The sequence below is a fragment of the Anaerotignum sp. genome, assembly GCF_051877975.1.
Lineage (GTDB): Bacteria > Bacillota > Clostridia > Lachnospirales > Anaerotignaceae > Anaerotignum_A.
This window is the reverse complement of the sequence record NZ_JBJEJK010000055.1, coordinates 15,381-35,836: the sequence shown is the minus strand read 5'-3', so window position 1 is coordinate 35,836 and position 20,456 is coordinate 15,381. Positions and strand designations below refer to the sequence as shown.

At 46.0% G+C, this 20,456-nt stretch carries 22 protein-coding genes; 3 read left to right on the top strand and 19 right to left on the bottom strand.

The features are described 5' to 3' along the window. Positions 1 to 327: 327 nt before the first annotated feature. The 3 genes from ACI39P_RS08740 to ACI39P_RS08730 form a co-directional block, all read right to left on the bottom strand. Positions 328 to 591: a DUF6809 family protein gene (locus ACI39P_RS08740; RefSeq protein ID WP_439720281.1), complete on the bottom strand. Its 264-nt coding sequence runs from the start codon at positions 589 to 591 to the stop codon at positions 328 to 330. Between the two features lie 257 nt (positions 592 to 848). Further along, on the bottom strand, positions 849 to 1,532 hold the full coding sequence (locus tag ACI39P_RS08735) for an MgtC/SapB family protein (RefSeq protein WP_439720280.1): 684 nt from the start codon (positions 1,530 to 1,532) through the stop codon (positions 849 to 851). Positions 1,533 to 1,660: 128 nt separating this feature from the next. Next, on the bottom strand, positions 1,661 to 2,458 hold the full coding sequence (locus ACI39P_RS08730) for an undecaprenyl-diphosphate phosphatase (RefSeq protein ID WP_439720279.1): 798 nt from the start codon (positions 2,456 to 2,458) through the stop codon (positions 1,661 to 1,663). A 361-nt stretch (positions 2,459 to 2,819) separates the two neighbouring features. On the opposite strand from ACI39P_RS08730, the gene ACI39P_RS08725 reads away from it, so the two are divergent. Further along, complete coding sequence (locus ACI39P_RS08725) at positions 2,820 to 4,436, top strand: DEAD/DEAH box helicase (RefSeq protein WP_439720278.1); 1,617 nt, start codon at positions 2,820 to 2,822, stop codon at positions 4,434 to 4,436. A gap of 118 nt (positions 4,437 to 4,554) precedes the next feature. Here ACI39P_RS08725 and ACI39P_RS08720 read toward each other — a convergent pair whose 3' ends face one another. From ACI39P_RS08720 to ACI39P_RS08700, 5 genes are read right to left on the bottom strand one after another with little or no spacing between them, the layout of a single operon-like run. Further along, on the bottom strand, positions 4,555 to 5,592 hold the full coding sequence (locus tag ACI39P_RS08720; protein ID WP_439720277.1) for a hypothetical protein: 1,038 nt from the start codon (positions 5,590 to 5,592) through the stop codon (positions 4,555 to 4,557). Positions 5,593 to 5,594: 2 nt separating this feature from the next. Further along, positions 5,595 to 7,193 (bottom strand): MBOAT family O-acyltransferase, encoded by a 1,599-nt coding sequence (locus ACI39P_RS08715; protein WP_439720276.1) that lies wholly within the window; start codon positions 7,191 to 7,193, stop codon positions 5,595 to 5,597. Positions 7,194 to 7,207: 14 nt separating this feature from the next. Further along, positions 7,208 to 7,435 carry a phosphopantetheine-binding protein gene (locus ACI39P_RS08710; RefSeq protein WP_439720275.1) on the bottom strand — a complete coding sequence of 76 codons (228 nt, stop codon included), beginning with the start codon at positions 7,433 to 7,435 and terminating at the stop codon, positions 7,208 to 7,210. Positions 7,436 to 7,464: 29 nt separating this feature from the next. Continuing rightward, positions 7,465 to 8,259, bottom strand: coding sequence for a GNAT family N-acetyltransferase (locus ACI39P_RS08705; RefSeq protein ID WP_439720274.1), 795 nt, complete (start codon positions 8,257 to 8,259; stop codon positions 7,465 to 7,467). After that, positions 8,234 to 9,760: an amino acid adenylation domain-containing protein gene (locus tag ACI39P_RS08700; protein WP_439720273.1), complete on the bottom strand. Its 1,527-nt coding sequence runs from the start codon at positions 9,758 to 9,760 to the stop codon at positions 8,234 to 8,236. The genes ACI39P_RS08705 and ACI39P_RS08700 overlap by 26 nt, the downstream gene beginning before the upstream one ends. Positions 9,761 to 10,258: 498 nt before the next feature. Between ACI39P_RS08700 and ACI39P_RS08695 the strand changes: the two genes are divergently transcribed. Both ACI39P_RS08695 and ACI39P_RS08690 read left to right on the top strand, forming a co-directional pair. Beyond that, a complete protein-coding gene (locus ACI39P_RS08695) occupies positions 10,259 to 10,738 on the top strand; it encodes a YbaK/EbsC family protein (protein WP_439720272.1) in 480 nt (159 codons plus the stop codon). 174 nt (positions 10,739 to 10,912) lie between these two features. After that, the gene (locus ACI39P_RS08690; protein WP_439720271.1) at positions 10,913 to 11,359 is read left to right on the top strand and encodes an Rrf2 family transcriptional regulator; all 447 of its coding nucleotides are present in this window, start codon (positions 10,913 to 10,915) and stop codon (positions 11,357 to 11,359) included. 108 nt (positions 11,360 to 11,467) lie between these two features. Here the strand turns inward: ACI39P_RS08690 and ACI39P_RS08685 are convergent, their stop codons facing one another. From ACI39P_RS08685 to ACI39P_RS08635, 11 genes are read right to left on the bottom strand one after another with little or no spacing between them, the layout of a single operon-like run. Then, positions 11,468 to 12,301 carry a histidinol-phosphatase gene (locus tag ACI39P_RS08685; RefSeq protein WP_439720270.1) on the bottom strand — a complete coding sequence of 278 codons (834 nt, stop codon included), beginning with the start codon at positions 12,299 to 12,301 and terminating at the stop codon, positions 11,468 to 11,470. Next, the gene (gene hisIE, locus ACI39P_RS08680) at positions 12,298 to 12,948 is read right to left on the bottom strand and encodes a bifunctional phosphoribosyl-AMP cyclohydrolase/phosphoribosyl-ATP diphosphatase HisIE (RefSeq protein WP_439720269.1); all 651 of its coding nucleotides are present in this window, start codon (positions 12,946 to 12,948) and stop codon (positions 12,298 to 12,300) included. Before hisIE ends, ACI39P_RS08685 begins: the two co-directional genes overlap by 4 nt. An 18-nt stretch (positions 12,949 to 12,966) precedes the next feature. Further along, on the bottom strand, positions 12,967 to 13,725 hold the full coding sequence (hisF, locus tag ACI39P_RS08675; protein ID WP_439720268.1) for an imidazole glycerol phosphate synthase subunit HisF: 759 nt from the start codon (positions 13,723 to 13,725) through the stop codon (positions 12,967 to 12,969). Then, positions 13,722 to 14,447 (bottom strand): 1-(5-phosphoribosyl)-5-[(5-phosphoribosylamino)methylideneamino]imidazole-4-carboxamide isomerase, encoded by a 726-nt coding sequence (gene hisA, locus ACI39P_RS08670; RefSeq protein ID WP_439720267.1) that lies wholly within the window; start codon positions 14,445 to 14,447, stop codon positions 13,722 to 13,724. Before hisA ends, hisF begins: the two co-directional genes overlap by 4 nt. A gap of 14 nt (positions 14,448 to 14,461) precedes the next feature. Then, a complete protein-coding gene (gene hisH, locus ACI39P_RS08665; protein WP_439720266.1) occupies positions 14,462 to 15,079 on the bottom strand; it encodes an imidazole glycerol phosphate synthase subunit HisH in 618 nt (205 codons plus the stop codon). Beyond that, a complete protein-coding gene (gene hisB / locus ACI39P_RS08660) occupies positions 15,079 to 15,666 on the bottom strand; it encodes an imidazoleglycerol-phosphate dehydratase HisB (protein WP_439720265.1) in 588 nt (195 codons plus the stop codon). Before hisB ends, hisH begins: the two co-directional genes overlap by 1 nt. A 1-nt stretch (position 15,667) precedes the next feature. Then, positions 15,668 to 16,741, bottom strand: a complete 1,074-nt coding sequence (gene hisC, locus ACI39P_RS08655; RefSeq protein ID WP_439720264.1) for a histidinol-phosphate transaminase — start codon at positions 16,739 to 16,741, stop codon at positions 15,668 to 15,670. Beyond that, positions 16,738 to 18,021, bottom strand: a complete 1,284-nt coding sequence (gene hisD / locus ACI39P_RS08650; protein ID WP_439720263.1) for a histidinol dehydrogenase — start codon at positions 18,019 to 18,021, stop codon at positions 16,738 to 16,740. The genes hisC and hisD overlap by 4 nt, the downstream gene beginning before the upstream one ends. After that, positions 18,018 to 18,518, bottom strand: a complete 501-nt coding sequence (locus ACI39P_RS08645; protein WP_439720262.1) for a GNAT family N-acetyltransferase — start codon at positions 18,516 to 18,518, stop codon at positions 18,018 to 18,020. Before ACI39P_RS08645 ends, hisD begins: the two co-directional genes overlap by 4 nt. Positions 18,519 to 18,529: 11 nt before the next feature. Then, entirely contained in the window at positions 18,530 to 19,171 is a 642-nt protein-coding gene (hisG, locus tag ACI39P_RS08640; protein WP_439720261.1) for an ATP phosphoribosyltransferase, read from the bottom strand. Further along, on the bottom strand, positions 19,155 to 20,282 hold the full coding sequence (locus ACI39P_RS08635) for an ATP phosphoribosyltransferase regulatory subunit (RefSeq protein WP_439720260.1): 1,128 nt from the start codon (positions 20,280 to 20,282) through the stop codon (positions 19,155 to 19,157). The genes hisG and ACI39P_RS08635 overlap by 17 nt, the downstream gene beginning before the upstream one ends. Between the last annotated feature and the right edge of the window lie 174 nt (positions 20,283 to 20,456).

Genomic DNA, 20,456 nt, shown 5'->3' with positions numbered 1-20,456 from the left:
GATCACATTGATCAATTTATCTAAATACTGGTTACGGTCAATCAATTTCACTGTTCATCACCTCTTAATTATATTATATCCGCATCGATTACCAAAATCAACAGTTTTACGAAAATGGTAAATAGAGATCTGCAGCAAAAATGTGGCAGAGAAGTAGCCATCTTCAGCTACCGCATAAAAAGCAGCTATATAGGATATGCATTCACATTACGGAGAGAATAAAAAGTGAACATTCACCCTCGTAAGTGAAAATATGGGTATAGGTGTCATTGAATGAACACAGCCCACCGATTATTGCTGATCGGTGGGCTGCTACTATGTATTCGATTATTCGCCCATGACTTCCAGCATCATCCTGGCACCCAGCTTAAAGCCGTTTTGGAATATCAGGTAATCTGTAATAGTTTGATGCTCTCGCACACAATCCGTATACTTCTCAAACAGTTCTTTCTGTTCATCCGTCATGGTGGCCTGGAGTTTTTCTTCCTTCCTGCAGATTAACTCCACTAATTTCTTGTACTCCTTGCAGGAAGAAGTGTCATAATCTGTTGGCTCAATGTTGCCATACCAAAATTCTTCGAGGATTCTCATACCGCATCCTACCTGTAGATCATTTCACGGAGGATGATTTCCTCAGCTCGGTTACGGATGCTGTTCATGGCAACAACTTGGATCTATATTAAAAAGTGGACATATAAAGTAACTATCCATTACAATTCAGTAGACCCCAAAAGGAGGTATCCACATGCCCAAAAATATCCATGGTATCTAGAACCACGCGACTATTGCGTGGTTTTCTGCATACAAAAGGACGTATCTCTTTTTGGAAGAGATACGTCCCCATCTGTTTACAGTCGGAATCCTTTGATCCGTTCATCATTTGCAAAAATATCCGCCAGATCCGTACAGGTAATGGCGTGTTCCCTGCTGACATCCAGCATCACTTTTACAGTGCCGTCATCCTTTTTCTCCATCTCGATATGATGGATCAAGATATTCCGTTCTTTCAGCTGCTGTTTCAATTGCTCCAATCCATTGGGTACATTCTTATAAGTGATAGAAAAGGTCTCATAAACAGGTCCATCCAGTTTTTTCAAATGCCCATGGGTAAAAATTTGAATCACAAGAATCAGCATCGTAGCAAAAATGCCGATAAAATACATTCCCGCACCAATGGCAAGGCCAATGCCCGCCATAGACCAAATACCCGCAGCTGTTGTCAATCCTTTAATGGAAACATCCCGTACAAAAATGATCCCTGCCCCCAAAAAGGAAATACCTGTGATCACATTTGCAGCAATACGGGCCGCATCCACCCGCATTCCCGGCAGATCCAAAATATCCATAAATCCATATTTGGAAACGATCATCAAAAGAGCAGACCCCAAAGCAACAATAATATGGGTACGCAGACCTGCTTCCTTTCTTCTTCGGCTGCGTTCAAAACCAATAATGCCGCCGCAGATGCTGGCGACCAACATTCGCAGAAGATATTCTAAATTATCCCCCAAATAGTATAAAATCTGTTCCATAAGGCACCCCCCCTTTCACGTTCTTTTTATATCATTATATCATAATATCGGGCGCAGGCCTCAAAAACTTTGTTTTTTCTCCGGTTTACTCCGTAAAAAAGGCACGCTTTGCAGCGTGCCGATATTGCTCAACGTACAATCATATGCAGTACAAACTGATCCAGGATCAAGACCCCACCCAGAATGAATACATATACCGAGAACCATTTCAATTTTCCTTTTTTGATCACATCCACCATAAAGCGAATAGCCAGATAACCGGAAACCGCAGCTGCAACAAAGCCACAAATCATAGGCATTGTCCCCATGGCATCAGCCAATACGACCTCCCCTGTGACCATATCTTTGATCGTCAATACCATCCCGCCCAAAATAGCCGGAATAGACAGCAGGAAGGAAAACCGAGCCGCATCTTCCCGATTCATGCCCCTAGCCAAGCAAGTGCTGATGGTCATACCGGAACGGGATACTGCCGGCATAATCGCAACCCCCTGCATCGCACCAATCACCAAAGCATCGAAAATAGACATATTTTTGATCTTCTTTCTGCCCGCGCGGCGGCTGTCCGCGTAAAGCAGAATCAACCCGGTAAACAGAAAATTGAAGCCGATAAATTTGCCCTTACCGAAAATCGCATCGAATGTGTCATTGAATAACAGCGCGATGATGACCGTTGGAATGGTGCCGGCAATCAAAAGTGCGGTTGTTCTCTGGAAAGGATGGCGAATCAGCGCCCAGATATCCTGCCAGTAATAAACAAATACCGCAATCAATGTTGCCACATGCAGAATGATCGTAAAAGCCTGTGTTGCCTCTTTGATGCCAAATAAATTCTGAAAAAGCACCAAATGACCAGAGCTGCTGACGGGCAAAAATTCTGTCAACCCCTGAATCAGCCCTAAAATGATTGCCTGAATAAATTCCATATCAAAAAAACCTCCGTTTTACTCAAGTTCTACCTATTTCTAGGGAATAATTATAATACATGGAAATCTTTCTTGCAATTCTTATTTTTTCCTGTTAATATAAATATCTGCGGCTTTTTGCCGGAAATATGCGCTTTAGAAGGGTTGTTCGGAAAATCCTAAGATTTTCTTAAGTACAATAGGTATATTTCGCAAAAAAGGAAATCATACCTAGCGAAAGCGCATCATTGTGATAGAAGTCGAAGAAAATTGTCGGTTTTGCCGACACTGCGATATTGCGTTGCCGCAAGGCAAAGGGATCTTGGTTTTCGTTGTTTTCTTCGGCTTTGCCATCAAAAAAGAGCAAAGAAAGGAAGAAACTATGGAACATTTAAGATTTGAAGAGATGAACATTTCAAACGAAATCTGCCATGCGGTGCTGGATATGGGCTTTGAAGAAGCCACCCCTATCCAGTCTCAAGCCATCCCTATCATTTTGGAAGGCAAAGATATCATTGGCCAGTCTCAGACAGGTACAGGGAAAACTGCCGCCTTTGGCATCCCCTGCTTGGAACGGATCGACCCCGAGGACAGACGCCTGCAGGCCCTGATCCTCTGCCCCACCCGTGAACTGGCAATTCAGGTCAGTGAAGAATTTCGTAAGCTGCTGAAATATAAAGACAATATTCGTGTCCTGCCTATTTACGGCGGCCAGCCCATCGACAGACAGATCACAGCCCTGAAAAAAGGTGCACAGGTGGTCATCGGTACTCCCGGCCGTGTAATGGATCATATGCGCCGCCGTACCATCAAAGCGGAAACCGTGCAGATGATGATTCTGGATGAAGCCGATGAAATGCTGGATATGGGCTTCCGGGAAGATATTGAAACGATCCTCGTAAAAATTCCTGAAGACCATCAGACACTGCTTTTCTCCGCAACCATGTCTCCGGAAATTTTGGATATCACAAAACGGTTCCAGAAAAATCCTGAATTTATCAAAATCGTTCGGAAGGAACTGACCGTACCCAGCATCGAACAGTACTATTTCGATGTAAAGGAAAAGACAAAGCTGGATGCCCTGACCCGTATCATTGATGTATACGACCCCAATCTGGCGATGGTTTTCTGCAATACAAAGAAACGGGTAGACGATCTGGTGGAAATGCTGCAGGGCCGCGGCTACTTCGCGGAAGGGCTCCACGGTGATCTGAAACAACCCCAGAGAGATAAAGTCATGCAGAAATTCCGCAATGGCACCATCGAAATTCTGGTTGCTACAGACGTTGCTGCCAGGGGTATCGACGTAGATGATATCGATATGGTATTCAACTATGATGTGCCCCAGGATGAAGAATACTATGTACACCGGATCGGGCGTACCGGCCGTGCCGGCAAGGCAGGCAAAGCCTTCACCTTCTGCGTAGGCAAGGAAATCTATAAGCTGCGGGATATCATGCGCTATACCAAAACAAAGATCGTGCAGCAGAAACTGCCTACCCTCAGCGACGTGGAAGAAATGAAAACAAATATCTTCCTGGAAAAGATCAAAGGCATCATTGATGAAGGGCACCTGACAAAATATATCCACCTGGTAGACCAGCTGATGGAAGAAGATTACACCAGCATCGATATTGCCGCCGCTCTTCTGAAAAACCATCTGTCCGATGTCAATGCCGATGATATCGATGTTTTAGATGATATCAATCTGGGCGGAACGGAACTTTACGGCGGCGAAGGGGAAAAAATGGTCCGCCTGTTCATCAATGCCGGAAAGAAAAATAAAATCCGTGCAAAGGATATCGTGGGTGCCATCGCCAATGAAGCAGGCGTTCCCGGTAAAACACTGGGCGAAATCGCCATTTACGATGAATATACCTTTGTGGATGTTCCCAGCGAATTTGTGCGGGATGTGCTGCATGGCATGAAAAATGCAAAAATCAAAAATAAAAAGGTACACATTGAAATCGCCAAAAAAGAAAAAAGTCATAGAAAATAATGAAAAACCAATAGAAAAAGGGTGTCCCCCAAAATACGAGGGACACCCTTTTTTCTTCATAATATATCCTAATCAAGTTCCAGAAACGTGACTCCTTAGGCAGAGTATGCGGCAGCACTCACGGCTCTAATCCCGTTTTCTCCGCATACTGCGCCCAATCTGCATTCCAGCTTTCGCTGATGGCAGCATCCTCCCGATGGTCGGGCAGGTCATACTGCTCATCCAGCCAAGCCCCCAGCCAATGGGAAAGCTTGATGGTGCCAGTCAGGTTCATATGCCCCTGATCGTAATAATCTACCTGAGGGTCTAAGCCCAGCTGGCTTCTGTATTCCGCTCTGTCCAAATCCAGATAAACCGCACCATTTTCGGCGGCAAATGCCTCCACCGCCACGCTCTGCTCATAGCTCCAGCTCATTTTGGGCAGATGCAGCAGCAGCACAGGGATATCCTTTTCCTGACAAAGGGCAATGGATTTTTCGATATAGCCCTTTGCATTTTCATCGAAAGCATAACTCTCTCCTGTTGGCTCCATGAAGCCTTCGGGATATGCCTGTGGGTTGATATCTCTCAGATAAACATTCCCTTTCTTGAAGGAATGTTCCAGCAAAGGCTCCGGTTCGTCCTCCGCCAGGTTGATCTCCTTCCAGCGGTCATGGTAGCGCATCAGGGGGAAAGCATAAGAAAGCATTGACTGCCTTTCATCGGCTTCTGTGACCTCTTTGATGATATCCAGCTTATATTTGGACATCTTCATGCCATCCAAACCGCGGCGCAGGTCTCCTTCCCTTTCCGCATAATCATATTCCGTAAAAATATTATCACAAAGCAGCACCACTAGCTCGGGGCTCTGATATTTCAGAGATTCCGCCAAAAGCCCATAGCTGACGGAGGGAGCCTGCAATGCCGAAGCCCGCACATAGCCCGTAAAGCCATGCTCGTTCCACATCACCATAGGAGAAACCCCCCGCAAAAGGGGGCTGCTGCCCACATACAACACATCGATGGTATCCTGGGGCTCGCTGTAAAAAGCATGGATTTCGTTAGATTCATCATCATGCCGTATCAACAGGTTGGTCGCATTGGAAAACAGCATGGAAAAAACCACCACAAATGCTACGCATCTTATCATAATTTTCAAACACTCTTTCTTATTCATACTTAGAACCCCCTGTAAATAAAATCTGCGGCGTTATAGTTGAGACCATATACGCCAAAGAGGATCAGGGAGAACACCGCACCCAGATAGATAACCCAGCGGAAATAAAGATTTTGCTTTGCCAAAGTCTCTCTTACCTTGATGCCGCTTTCCTGCATCAGGCTGACACAAAGCAACACCAGGCAGGACAGGAACAATACCCACAGGTCTTTTCCATCCAAGCCCATGGTCAGCAATCCGCCATTGAAAAGAACATCTGTATTCCAGTTTTCCACCATAGAGCGGATCATGTAAACCGCTGCACTGACGCCGGGGGCTCTGGTGATGATTTTGCCGATAGCCACCAGCACCAAAGTACGCAATACCTGAAAAATACGCCAGCTGAGGCAATCCATGCGGATACCCAGCTTTTTCGCCAGATTCTGCAAAGGCTGCTCAAAGAGGATGCCCAGCACGATCAGCGTACCATTATAGCAGCCAAAGGCGATATATTTCCATTCTGCCCCGTGCCAGATACCGATAAGGAAGAAAATGATGAACTGAGGAATCAGCACAGGAATCAGCTTGCCAATATAATTTCCCAGAATATTTCTGCATTTTTTCCCCAGTTTCATAAAAAATTTAGACAGGGATAAGGGATAAAATACATAATCCCGGAACCATGCGCCCAAGGTCATATGCCATCTGCGCCAATAATCGGGAATAGAGGTTGCCAGATACGGACGTTCAAAGTTTTTATCCAGCGTTACCCCAAAAATCTGGGCTGCACCGGTGGCAATATCAATACCGCCGGAAAAATCGCCGTAAATCTGGATGGCGTAAACCAACGCCGCTACGGCTACATAAGTACCGCCAAAGGTTTCCGGGAAACCAAAGGCATTATCTACCAAAACTGCCGCTCTGTCCGCAATGACCATCTTCTTGAAGGCCCCCCAAAGCATCAGCTGTACGCCGTATTTCACACGGGTATAGGAAAAAGCATTGGGGCGGAAGAGCTGCTCCGCCAGGGTGCCAAAGCGGGAAATCGGCCCCTGGACAATCTGGGGGAAGAAAGAAATAAACAGTGCCAATTTGAAAAAGTTCCGCTCTGGCTCCTGTTTTTCTCTGTATACGTCAATAAGATACCCCATGGACTGAAAAGTATAGAAAGAAATCCCCAGGGGCAGTAAAAATTTGAACACAGGGAGCTCGGCACCAATGCCCAGCTTTGCAAACAGCGCGTTAAGATTGCTGGTCACAAAGCCAGAATATTTCAGCACCGCCAAAATGCCGAAGTTAAACAGCAGCGTGGGGATGAGAATGCGTTTTTTCTTTTTGGCAAATGCTGCTTTCCACGCCCGTTTTCCTTCTTTATCCAAATTTACCTTTGCTTCACCGAAAGCAATTTTGTTTTTTGCCGCCATATCCCCGATTTTTATTGTTGCCAGATATGTGGTAATGGTTGTTGCCAGCAGGTAAATAAAAATCTTGCCGCCGGAAATGAAATAAAAAACATAGTTAGCAACAAAAAGCGTTACCCATCGGCAACGCTTTGGTGTCAGGAAATATGCTGCGGCAGCCAATACAAGAAAAACGATAAATCGAAATGATGTAAATGCCATACCGCTCTAACTCCTTACTCTTCCTGCAGCTTCTGAACCAACGCCCAGATCGCTTCTACAGAATTAAAGTTTTCAGGAACGATATCATCGGCACCGATTTCGATATCGTATTCATCGCACAATTCACCAACCAGAGAAACGATATCGAAGGAATCCAGTTCGCCGCTGTCAACCAATTCCTGGTTTCCTTCAAAATCTACATCAGGTCTCAGTTCTGCTAAAATTTTCAGTAATGCTTCCATGTCACTTATCCTTTCTTCATTTCTCATCATTATTTTTTCAACATAACCGGGGCAATTCTGCCATCGGGCAAAAAACCCAGTTTTTCGTACATTTTGATTGCAGGAGGATTATCCTCTCTGACCCAAAGCTGAAATTTTGTCACTTTTTCTCTTTCCAGCGCAAGCCAGTCGCGAACAAGCCCTTCGCCGGTACCTTTACCCCGCCCTTCGGGCACAACCACAATCTGCCAGAGAACAGATACCTTCTTTTCCCTGCCAAAGCGTAGAAAACCAAGAAGCTTTTCCCCTTCCCTCGCAGCAATAACGCGATTTTCCGCCAGATCATTCCGCAGGGTTTCCAAACCGGGCAATGCAGAGGTATAAGGCTCGAAGGCATCCTCCATCATTTCAAGGATGGTTTCTGCTTCTTCCCCTTTGCAGAAAGAAACTTTCCGCTCTTCCGCTTCTATTTTTTTTGCGGTAAGGAACAGCCGTTTCCTCTGGAGGTATTTTTCAAAGCCGATGGCTTCCCATTCTTTCTCTGCAGGTGATATGCCATTTCTTGCCAAAGCCACCTGTTCCAGCACCAATGGTTTGTCCAACTTCGGCACTTCCACAGGAGCAACTTCTTTCTCTAAGAAAAAGTAAAGATCGATCTGCTTTTCTTTTTCCACAAAACAATAGCTGCCCCCTTGAAAAATTGCCCGGGAAATACGGCTTTTTTCCACCAAAGGGAGAAATTCCTCCGCAGAGGCATAAAAATTTGTCCGCATTCCTTTGGAAATGGCCTGGGCGATTTCCTCCGCCCACTGGTTTCCATCAGGAATTTTGCTTATCGTTATCATAATACTCCTTCAAAGCCAATCTGTCTATCTTTCCATTCAAAGTCTGAGGCATTTTTTCTAATTTCATCATCACATTGGGGAACATATATTTAGGAACCTTATCCCGCAGCTTTTTCAGGATATACGCCTGTGTAGCTTCTTCCCCGCCGCAGTAAAACAGCAGGATGCGCTGGGTTTCCGTATCATACAGGCAAACGCCCGTGTCGATGGCCTCAATGGAATTGACGGCTGTTTCGATTTCGCCCAATTCGATGCGGTGCCCCATATGTTTGATCTGATGGTCTTTTCTTGCCAGAAAAATAATCTCGCCCCGTTCATTATATTTCGCAATATCCCCTGTTTTATAAATCTTTTCCGGATAATAGGGATTCAAGGGATTCTGAATAAAGGCTTCTGCTGTTTTTTCAGGATTGTTGTAATAGCCCAAAGCCAAGCAGCGGCCGCGGACGCAAAGCTCGCCGCTTTCGCCAGCCTCCGCCAGTCTATCCCCATTTAAGATGAATACATCCGTATTGCGGCAGCCATATCCAATGGGCAGAGGTTCATCGTCAGCAAATTCTCTGTCTACAATATAATAGGTGCAGTCCACCGTTGTTTCCGTCGGACCGTAGATATTCGCAAACAGAGCATCGGGATACTTTGCCCGCCACATATTGAACTGCTTCGTCGGCATAGCTTCTCCGCAGAACATGATCTTTTTCAGATAAGAGGGCTGGAAGTTCTCCAGCGCACCGGTATTGACCACAATGCTCAAAGCAGAGGGGACCCAGTCAATATAGTTGATTTTCTTTTCTTCCAGATATTCCAGCAGCTTTTTAGGGAAGGAAAAAAGCATCTTGGGAATGATCTCCATCTGTGCCCCTGTTTTCAATACTGCATAGATATCTTTGACAGAAGAATCAAAATAAAAAGGTGCCTGATTGCCGATGATCTCCTTCTCCGTAATATCAAAGGCTTCTGTATACCATTCTGTCAGGTTCACCACAGACTGATGGCTGATGACAACGCCCTTAGGCACGCCCGTAGAGCCAGAGGTAAACAAAGCATAGAGCGGGTCAGTATCGATGGAACAGAGACGGATCTTTTGCAGGAGCTCCCCATCGATTTCTGTATCCAAAATTTCTTCTAAAACGATGATTTCTCCCTCATATTCCAAACCTGCCGCCACTTTTTTGCTCTTTTCATCGATGAGCAAAACCTGCGGCTTGAGCGTGTGCAGGATTGATAGGATGCGTTCTTTAGGCATGGTCACATCGATGGGAGTATAAAAGTTGCCGCTGTATACAGCCCCCATGAAAGCCGCCACAGAAACAGGCGTTTTCTGCATCATAACTGCAATAGGGCAATTTCTGCCGCCGAAGCGAGTCAGATAGGTGCCGATGTGCTTCGCTGTTTCCGCCAGCTGAGAAAACGTGATTTCCCCTTCCGCACCGGAAAAAGCGACTTTATCCGGCAGGCATTCTGCCGTATTTTCCAAATATTCCAATATATTTCGAATCATAATCTTCCCTCTATTCTCAGGAATTTTTCTTTTCATTTTAAGCCATTTTTGAGTATAGCATCTGTATTTTCTTTCGTCAAGAATAACGAATCCGTAAAGGAAATGGAAAAGAGCTGCTGTTTTCGGTAAAATCTGAAAAACACACTCCTCTTTAGCAGAAATACTGCTCCCCTTTTTTTCGCCGGAAAGCTTTCCTTCACTTTCCGGCAATAAAAAAAGCTCCATACACGGGGGATGTATGAAGCTTCCTTCATGGTTGTATCATCATTGCTCTGTCTCTCGCATGGTTGGTTTTTCTTTAAGACTTTGCATATTGATACCATTTTAAGTTTGTTTAAGTAGTATAGCATATTCAAAAAAGAAAAACAATCCCCTTCTTTTTCTCTCCCATTTTCCTTGCATAATTCCTACTTTTCTGATATGCTGAATAAAAATATTAAATTTTCGGGAGAAGAACTCCCCGAACGATATAACAGCAACAAAGGAGAGATATTAGCAATGTCTATCGAAAAAGTACGGGCATACCTGAAAGAAATGAACTGCCCGAAAGAACCCATCGAATTTGAAACATCCAGTGCAACAGTGGAACTGGCTGCCCAGGCTGCCGGCGTTATCCCCGCCCGCATCACAAAAACACTGTGCCTGATGTCCAAAGAAGGCCCCATCGTTATCTGCGTTGCCGGTGATACAAAGATCGACAATCGCAAATTCAAAGATACTTTTGGTTTAAAAGCAAAAATGCTTTCCGCAGAAGAAACCCTGGAAGCAACCGGACATGCTGTGGGCGGGGTCTGCCCCTTTGCCCTGCCCGCAGGCACAAAATCTTATGCAGATATTTCCATGAAACGCTTCGATACTGTATTCCCCGCCGCAGGCAGCAGCAATTCCGCGGTAGAACTGACTTGTGATGAAATCTTTCACTATGGCAATTGTGAAAAATGGGTGGATGTCTGCAAAGGCTGGCAGGAAGAAGCATAAGCCAAAACTGGCTTTCTTGTATTGAAAACATAGATAGGCAAACAAAGCCGGCTTCAGCGGCAATTGCGGCAAATGATTCTGTGTTTGCGGCAAAACCGCCGGCTGGGGGGATAGCCCCCTGTTTTTTCCACAAAGGAAGAACATCCTTACTAAGGAAAATAGAGAGGTGACTTTATGAAGATTTCAACAAGAGGTCGATATGGCATCCGCCTGATGCTTGCTCTGGCTCTCAATTATGAAAACGGAACGATTCCCCTGAAAACCATTGCAAGAGAACAGGGGATTTCTGAAAAATATCTGGAGCAGATCATCAATCCCCTGACAAAATCCGGACTGGTTAAAAGTTTCCGCGGCGCCCAGGGCGGGTATACATTGACAAACCCTCCCGAACAAACCACTGTTGGGGAAGTGCTGCGTGTGCTGGAAGGTTCCCTCTCCCCGGTGGATTGTGTGGATCATCCCAACTGTGCCAATGCGGATACCTGCGTTTCCCTTTCCGTCTGGAAAAAGATGAAACTTGCACTGGATGAAGTTGTGGATAATATCACTTTGGCAGATATGGCAAAGGAATATGCAGAAAAAAATCCGCAGACAGCAGATTCTTTTCTCCGCAACGAATAACAAATGAAAAAAGATGAGCGATAAGGCAAATCCTTATCGCTCTTTTTTTATTGGTATCTACAAAATAAACTGTCTCTGTTTCATCAAATTTGAAATCATCTAAAATCTTTACAATATAAAATCTTCCCAACCATTTTTTGTCAGAACTTTCACTGTCTGGAAACCAATCTCTTTCACGACTTCCGTCACTTCCGCAAAGCGGAAGCCCAGAGAAGCACCATCGTGGCTGTCGCTGGAAAGCAGGATCTCCCCTTTTCTTTCGCGGAGGTCTTTTAAAAGCTGCACAGAAGGATAAGGCTCTTTTCGCAGCCCACGGTACATAGCCCCCGTGTTGATCTCAAAAGGACGTCCCGTTTCTATCAGGGCATCCATGGCCGTCAGGGCAGCATTCCGGTAGCGTTTGTCCATAGGGTCGAAGAAACGGCTGCCTTCATTGAATTTCGTCACCAGATCAAAATGCCCGATAAATGTGGCGTTGGTTTTCTGCACCACCTCTGCTTCCTGTTCAAAAAAGCGTTTTGTCAAGGCGTAAGGGTTGCCGCCAAAGCCTTCTTGAATAGCCCCTTCTAAAACTTCAGGGGATTCATCCACGCAATAATGCATACCATCCTTTTCCACGTAATGCACAGAGCCAACAACATAATCAAACCCTTTTGTAGATGTGGATGCGCAAAAATCCTGCTCTACGCCACAGAAAATATCGATTTTATCTTTATATGTTTCTGCCATGGCGCGCACTTCTGCCATATATTCCTGTGTGCCTTCTTGACTCATGCACCAAACCTCTTGATCCTCCGGTCGAAAGTCATTGAAGCAATGACCAGAAAAACCCAATCTGGTGAAATCCTTCGCTAAAGCTGCCTGTATCATGCTTTCCACAGATTCTTTCCCATCGCAATAGGTGGTATGGGTATGAAAATTCATTTTTGGAAACCTGCTCATTTCGTCATCTTCTCCTGTTTCACCTTATGGTCAATGACATGTCTGCCAGTCAGTTCTTTTCTGACCTCCTCCAGAGAAATGCCTGCTTCAACCATCAGCACCATCACATGATAAGCCAGATCGGCAATTTCATAGATAGTTTCTGCCTTATCTTCTGCCTTCGCCGCAATGATGACCTCAGTGCATTCTTCGCCAACCTTCTTCAAAATCTTATCCAGCCCTTTTTCAAAAAGGTATGTAGTATAAGAGCCTTCGGGCTTATTGATTTTTCTGCCTTCCAGCAAATCCATCAGCCCCTGCAGGGAAAAAACATGCAATTCCGGATTCACATACACCAAATCATTAAAACAGGAATCTGTGCCCAGATGGCAGGCAGGGCCATCCTTCAATACTTCTACTGTCAGGGCATCTCTGTCACAGTCCGCCGTAATGGAAACAATATGCTGCACATTGCCGGAGGTATCGCCTTTTCTCCACAGCTCCTGTCTGGAACGAGACCAGAAACAGGTTCTGCCCTCATCCATGCTGATCTGCAGGCTTTCTTTGTTCATATAAGCCACTGTCAGAACCTTTTTGCTTTCTGCATCCACAACGACAGCAGGGATGAGTCCCTTTTCGTCAAATTTCAAATCTTCTATCTTCAACATAATAAATATTTTCTCCTTTTATCTTCGAACGATGATATTGTTTTCTGCCAGGGTATTTTTCAAATCGCCGATTTTGACTTCACCAAAATGGAAGATGGAAGCCGCCAGACCCGCATCAATAGTGGGGATCTCTTGGAACAGCGTCACAAAATCCTGAATACAGCCTGCGCCGCCGGAAGCAATGACAGGAACGGAAACCAGTTCACAAACCTGCTTCAGCAGTTCCAAGTCGAAGCCCTGCTTCACGCCATCGGTATCGATACTGTTGACAACCACTTCCCCGGCACCCATATCCACGCAGCGTTTGATCCACGCCAGCGCCTCCATGCCGGTATTTTCTCTGCCGCCCTTGGCAAAGACCATAAATTTGCCGTCCACCCGTTTCACGTCCACAGAAAGCACCACGCACTGATCGCCATATTTCTTCGCCGCTTCTTCGATGAGCTGCGGGTTTCTGATGGCACCGCTGTTTACACTGACCTTATCTGCGCCGCATTTCAGCACACGGTCAAAATCCTCCAGCGTATTGATGCCGCCGCCAACGGTCAAAGGGATAAAAATATTCTGGGCTACTTCTGTCAGGATATCTGTAAAGAGGGCTCTGCCTTCAGCAGATGCGGTGATATCATAAAACACCAATTCATCGGCACCGCAGTCGCTGTAATATTTGCCCAGCTCCACAGGGGAGGAAACATCGGAAAGGCCCTCAAAATTCACACCCTTCACCACTCTGCCGTTTTTCACATCCAGACAGGGAATGATTCGTTTGGTAATCATTTTGCTCCCCCCTTCGTCAGTTCCACTGCGGCTTTCAGGTCGATATTACCCGTGTAAAGGGCTTTGCCCAGAATGGCACCATACAGCCCCATATCCGCCAGCTTTTTCACATCATCCAATGTAGTCACGCCGCCAGAGGCCACGATATCCACAGAAAATTTTTCGGAAAGTTCTTGATACAATTCCAGATTGGTGCCGGAAAGCAGGCCATCCTTGGAAATATCCGTACAAATAATGGTTTTTACGCCGATTTTCTGCAATTTTTCACAGAAAGCAAAGCAGCTTTCGGCAGAAACCTCCGTCCAGCCCTTAATAGCAACCATGCCATCCTTGATATCTACACCAACGGCGATTTTCTCGCCATATTTCTGCACCATTTCCTCCAGAAAAGCAGGATTCTGCACCGCCGCCGTCCCTAAAATCACACGAAATACGCCTGCATCGAGATATTTTTGGATGACTTCCTCGGAACGGATGCCACCACCCACTTCTACTAACAGACCGCCGGTTTCCACAATGTTTCGGATCGTTTCCAGATTAGGGGTACCGCCATCCTTGGCCCCCTCCAAATCTACCACATGGAGATATTTTGCCCCCGCCGCCGCAAAGGAACGGGCAACCTCCCCGGGATTTTCACTATATACTGTTTTCTGTGCGTAATCGCCCTTCACCAGGCGCACTGCACAGCCACCGATCAGATCGATCGCAGGAAATAATTCCATGGAATTTTCCTCCTTTATAATTCACAAAAGGCTTTCAGAATTTTTAAGCCCACTTCGCCGCTTTTTTCCGGGTGAAACTGGGTGCCATATACATTTCCGCTTTCCACGGAAGCTGTCAACTCCGCTCCATATTCCGCTCTGGCTGTAACGAAATCATCGCAATCCACCCCTGCATAGGAATGCACAAAATAGACACAGTCGCCTTCGTTGATATATTTATAGAGCTTGCTCTTTTCTTTTCCCTTGGGGAAAATCAGACCATTCCAGCCAATATGGGGAACTTTCAGCCCTTCCCCAATCATAGGGGCAATGGGCTTTACACTGCCCTTGATGAGCCCCAAGCCCTCATGTTCACCATATTCATAGTTCTTTTCCAGCAGCATCTGCATGCCCAGGCAAATTCCCAGCAAGGGTTTCCCCTTGGCAGCTTCTTCCAATACCACCTTTTCCATGCCACTTTGGCGCAGCTTTGCAATGGCATCTTCGAATGCACCTACGCCGGGCAGGATGATACGGTCTGCCTTTCTGATTTCTTCCATATCCTTTGTCACTTTCGCCTCTGCCCCAATAAATTTCAGAGAGCTTTGCAGGGAAAATAAATTGCCTACACCATAATCAATAATCGCGATCATCACAGCACCCCCTTTGTGGAAGGAATCTCATCCTTATAAGCTTCCTGCACAGAAACGGCCTTCGCCAATGCCCTTGCCACCGCCTTAAAGGTTCCCTCAATGATGTGGTGGGAATTTCTGCCGCGGAACTGCAAGATATGCAGGTTCATTTTGGCATTTCGCACAAAAGCGATAAAAAATTCCTCCACCAACTCTGTATCAAATGTTCCGACTTTTTCTGTTGGAATCTCCAAGCCATATTCCAAATGGCTCCTGCCGCCCAAATCCACTGCCGCCAGAATCAGGGCTTCATCCATAGGCAGGGTGATATCGCCATAGCGGGCAATGCCCCTGCTGTCGCCCAAGGCTTCCGCAAAAGCCATCCCCAGACAGATACCAATATCCTCCACGGAATGATGGTCGTCCACTTCAATATCCCCTTTGCAGGTCACTTCCAGGTCAAATCGACCATGTTTTGCAAACAGGGTCAGCATATGATCCAAAAATCCGACACCTGTGTTGATGCTGCTTTCCCCTCTGCCATCCAGACAAAGAGACAGACCGATATCAGTTTCTGCTGTTTTTCTCTTGATTTCACTGCTTCTCATGTCAGTCCCCTTTCTGCTCCTGCAAAATTTCTGCCAGTTTTTCAAACATTACGTTCATCTGTTCCGGTGTGCCGATGGTGATTCTTACGAAATCCTCGATTTTCGCCTTACCAAAATAACGCACCAAAACGCCTTTTTTCTTCAATTCTTCATAAACGACCTTTCCGCTCAGGGTGTTGCTCTTAGCAAAAATGAAGTTTGCCACAGAATCCAGCACGGTAAAGCCCATTTCTCTCAATCTGGCTGTAGTCATTTCTCTGGTCTGGGCGATTTTCTTAGCGTTTTCCACATAATAGGCGTTGCTGTCTACCGCCGCTTCCCCCGCCGCCAGCGTCAGGCGGTTGATATTATAGGGGTTTGTGGAATATTTGATTTTTTCCAAATCTTCAATGATAGCCTCATTTGCCAAAGCAAAGCCCAGTCTTGCCCCTGCCATGGAACGGGATTTAGAGAAGGTCTGTACCACCAGCAGATTATCATATTTCTTGATAAACTCCACACAGCTTGTCCCGCCGAAATCCACATAAGCTTCATCGATGACAACGATATTATCGGGGTTGCTTTTCAAAATCTCTTCGATTTCAGCCAAAGAAATTTCCATACCCGTAGGCGCATTGGGGTTGGCAATGACCACCATTCTGCCAATGTTGCAATAATCCCGATAGTCTACACCAAAATCCCCTTTCAGAGGAATCTTTTTGCAGTCCACATGGTACAGATCCCCGTAAACAGGATAAAAACCATAGCTGATCTCCGGAAAAGCCGCTCCCCGTTCTGCGTCGCAAAAAGCCATGAAAGCAAAATTCAAAATATCATCGGAGCCATTGGAAAGGAATACGTTTTTTGCTTCCACTTCATAGAGTGCCGCCAGCTTTTCCTTCAGCACCTTTCCCGTGGGGTCGGGGTAGAGGTTCAGTAGCTCTACCTCTGCTTTGGAAACCCTCTCCAGCACTTCCGGGGAAGGCGGATAAGGGGATTCGTTGGTATTCAGTTTTACATACTGCTGATCTCGGGGCTGTTCCCCCGGTGTATATGCTTCCAGCCCTGCAAAACGGGGACTCATAAATCTGCTCATTTTTCCATCTCCTTTGCTGTTCTGATGAGTGCAGAGCGGGCATGGGCTTCCAGCCCTTCTCTTCTGGCAAAGAACCCAATCTTTTCCGCCTCTGCCGCCAATACATCTTTTGTATAATAAGTAAAGGAAGATTTCTTAATGAAATCATCCACGCTCAGTGGACTGGAAAATCTTGCTGTGCCACTGGTAGGCAGGGTATGATTGGGCCCTGCAAAATAATCCCCCAAAGCCTCCGGTGCATTTCTGCCAAGGAAAATAGAACCGGCATGACGGATATCCGCCAGATAACGGAAGGGATCATCCACACAGACCTCCAAATGCTCGGGAGCAATCTCGTTAGAAACCTCGATGGCCTGTGCAATGCTTTCCACCACAATGATTTTGCCGTTATTATCGATAGATGTTCTGGCAATCTCTGCTCTGGGCAGAAGAGGAATCTGTTTTTCCAATTCCTCCGCCACAGCCTTTGCCAAGGCTTCGCTTTCCGTTACCAATACTGCAGAAGCCATTTTGTCATGTTCCGCCTGAGAAAGCAGATCTGCCGCCACCACGGCTGCATCGGAATTGCCATCAGCAATGACAAGAATTTCACTGGGTCCCGCAATCATATCAATGGAAACCTGCCCGAAAACCTGTTTCTTCGCTTCCGCCACAAAAGCATTGCCAGGGCCAACAATCTTATCTACTCTGGGTACGCTTTCTGTGCCGTAGGCCAGAGCCGCTACCGCCTGTGCACCCCCGATTTTAAAAATTCTGTCGACGCCAGCCACTTCCGCCGCCGCAATGATATCAGGGTTCAGCTTGCCGCCCTTGGCAGGGGTCACCATACAGACTTCCTTTACTCCGGCAATTTTTGCAGGGATGCAGTCCATCAGGACAGTGGAAGGATAGCTGGCTGTGCCGCCGGGGACATAAAGCCCGACCCTGTCCAAAGGAATGATCTTCTGCCCCAATACCACACCAGGGCGTTCTGTCACAACGAAATCGGTACGCTTCTGCTTTTCATGAAAAGCACGGATATGAGCCGCCGCTTCTTTCAGAATTTCGATAAATTCTTCATCCACTTCCGCCAGAGCCGCCGCCCGTTCCTCCGCAGAAACTTCCAGCACTTCTGCCGCCGCGCCGTCAAACTCTCTGGCATAACGTTTCAGGGCTTCATCACCGTTTTTCCGTACATCGGCAATGATATTGGCAACCACATCGGCAACGGTGGTCTTTTCTTCCTCTCGGGAAAAAATTTCATCTATTTTAATGTCTTTGTAAGCATAGGTCTGAATCATGCTTTCACCTCATTCAAATCCAATTTCATATAAATGGTCGTTTTCATAGGGCTGTCGTTATAGCTGGGAATCTCATAAAAGCCCAGCCCACGGTACATCTTAAGGGCACTTTTTAAAAAGGGCAGGGTATCCAACAGCATGGCAGAATAACCGATATCTCTTGCATCCTTTAAAATGATATCCATCAACCGTTTCCCTATCTTTTTGCCCCGAAAATCGGGACGCACATACAGGCGTTTCAATTCGTACTGGGTTTCATCCAGCTTTCGCAAACCAATGCAGCCTGCCAGTGCTCCGTCATAATAAGCCAGATACAGCCTGCCCGCGGGCATGCCGTATTTCCATTCCAGATGTTCTAATTCCTGATCGTAATTTTGAATATCCAGATATTCCCGGAAGGTACTGTCCCCCTCGATGAGCATATCTGTATATTCCCTGAACAATTCGCCTACTTCCTCAGGGCGGTCATAGGCAGCCACAACCTGCAGTTCACCCATGGATTCCTCCGTCATTCGTCTTTTTTCTCAATATTCTGAGCAATCAAATCGCACATGCCTTTGATTCTCTCGTTGTTGAATTTATAGCTTGCTTTATTCGCAATGAATCTTGCGCTGATGGGAACCACCGTTTCAATGACTTCCAGATTATTTTCCCGCAAAGTCGTTCCCGTTTCCACAATATCCACGATGACATCGGACATTTTCAGAATGGGAGCAATTTCAATGGAGCCGTGCAGCTCGATGATATCGATTTCTCTGCTCTGTTTTCTGTAAAACTCTCTGGCAATATTGGGGAATTTTGTGGCAACCCGCAGGGTATGCTCGGAATCCGGCCTTTCTCCCTTGACCCCTGCCACTGCCATGCGGCATTTCCCCATGCCAAGGTCTAATAATTCATATACGTCAGAGGATTGTTCCAGCAGGATATCCTTGCCGACCACGCCTACATCCGCAGCACCCCGCTCCACATAGACTGCCACATCGGAAGGTTTTACCCAGAAATATCTGACGCCATTTTCTTCGTTTTCAAAGATCAGCTTTCTGCCGCCTTCATGGATAGAGGGACAGCCATAACCGATCTTTTCAAAAATATCATATGCCTTTTCGCCCAGTCTGCCCTTTGGCAGTGCGATGTTAATCCAGTTCTGCAACGATCTCAAGCCCCCTATCTTTCATGCAAAGCAATTGTTTATACTTCACATTGCCTGTATTTTTCTTCTGCACCAATACACTCTGACCATTATCGGTCAGCATCTGTGCTGCCTTCGCCAGGGCGGCAACATCTGCCCCGTCCTCATAAAGCAGCAGTGTATCTACATCATATTCTCTTTCTGTGGAATCGAACCGTTCCAACAAATCAAGGTAAACAGCAAAGCCAATGGCATCCGCATCTTTTCCCAGCTTCCGCAGCAGGTTATCATATCTGCCGCCGCTCAAAATACTGCTGGGCACGCCATTGATAAAGCCTTGGAAAATGATGCCTGTATAATAATCCATGTCGTTGACAATGGAAAAATCCAGATTCACATTCTTTTCATTTCCGCCCAGCTTCAGGCAACGCAAAATATCCTCCAGTTCCTTTACTGCCTGTTCCATCTTAGCGTTGCAGCAAAGAGCCTTTGCTTTTTCCAAAGTTTCTTCCAAACTGCCGTAAAGACTTGCCAATGCTTCCAGCTTTTGGGTCAAATCCTCTGCCAGATTTGCTTCCCTGCAGATTCCGCAGATTCCATGGGCATTTTTTTCACTGATGCAATTCAAAATAGCCTTCTGCTGTGCATAAGGCAAGGCTGTTTCCTCCATCAGGCCAGCTACAAAGCCCATATGGGATACATCCATGATATATTCCTCGCTGATAGATTTCAGACTCTTCTGTGCCAGTAAAAGCACTTCCAGCGTGGCATATTCATCTACCTCGCCGATATATTCCAGCCCAACCTGCATAATTTCCTTATATTCCCCGGCGCCTTTTCTGGCACGGTATACATTTTCATTATAATATACTCTCTCCGGGGTTTCCCTGCTGCCCTTGGTATTTTTTACAATGGAAAGGGTCACATCCGGTTTCAGCGCCAGCAGCTTGCCATCCAGCCCTGTAAAGGTCAAAATCGTTTCGCTGTTTAAAAAGCTTCTGTTATCAGCATAAAAGTCATATTCTTCAAATTTGCTCATTTTGAACTTGTGATACCCGTACTGTTCAAACAATTCCCGCAAACTAAAGATAACCCGTTCTTCTTTTTTCAAAAGCATTTCTGCCTGTTTCATTCAAATTACACTTCCTTCCTATCATAGGATAATATTATATCACCCGTGCACTTTAGTCAAGTAGAACACTAAAGTAATTTTAGAAGAATTTTATAGGAAAGTGTACCTGATTTTATGCAATCTGTCCAGAGGACATCTGTGTTTTTCTTTTCTCAAAAAGAAAAACACTATCTC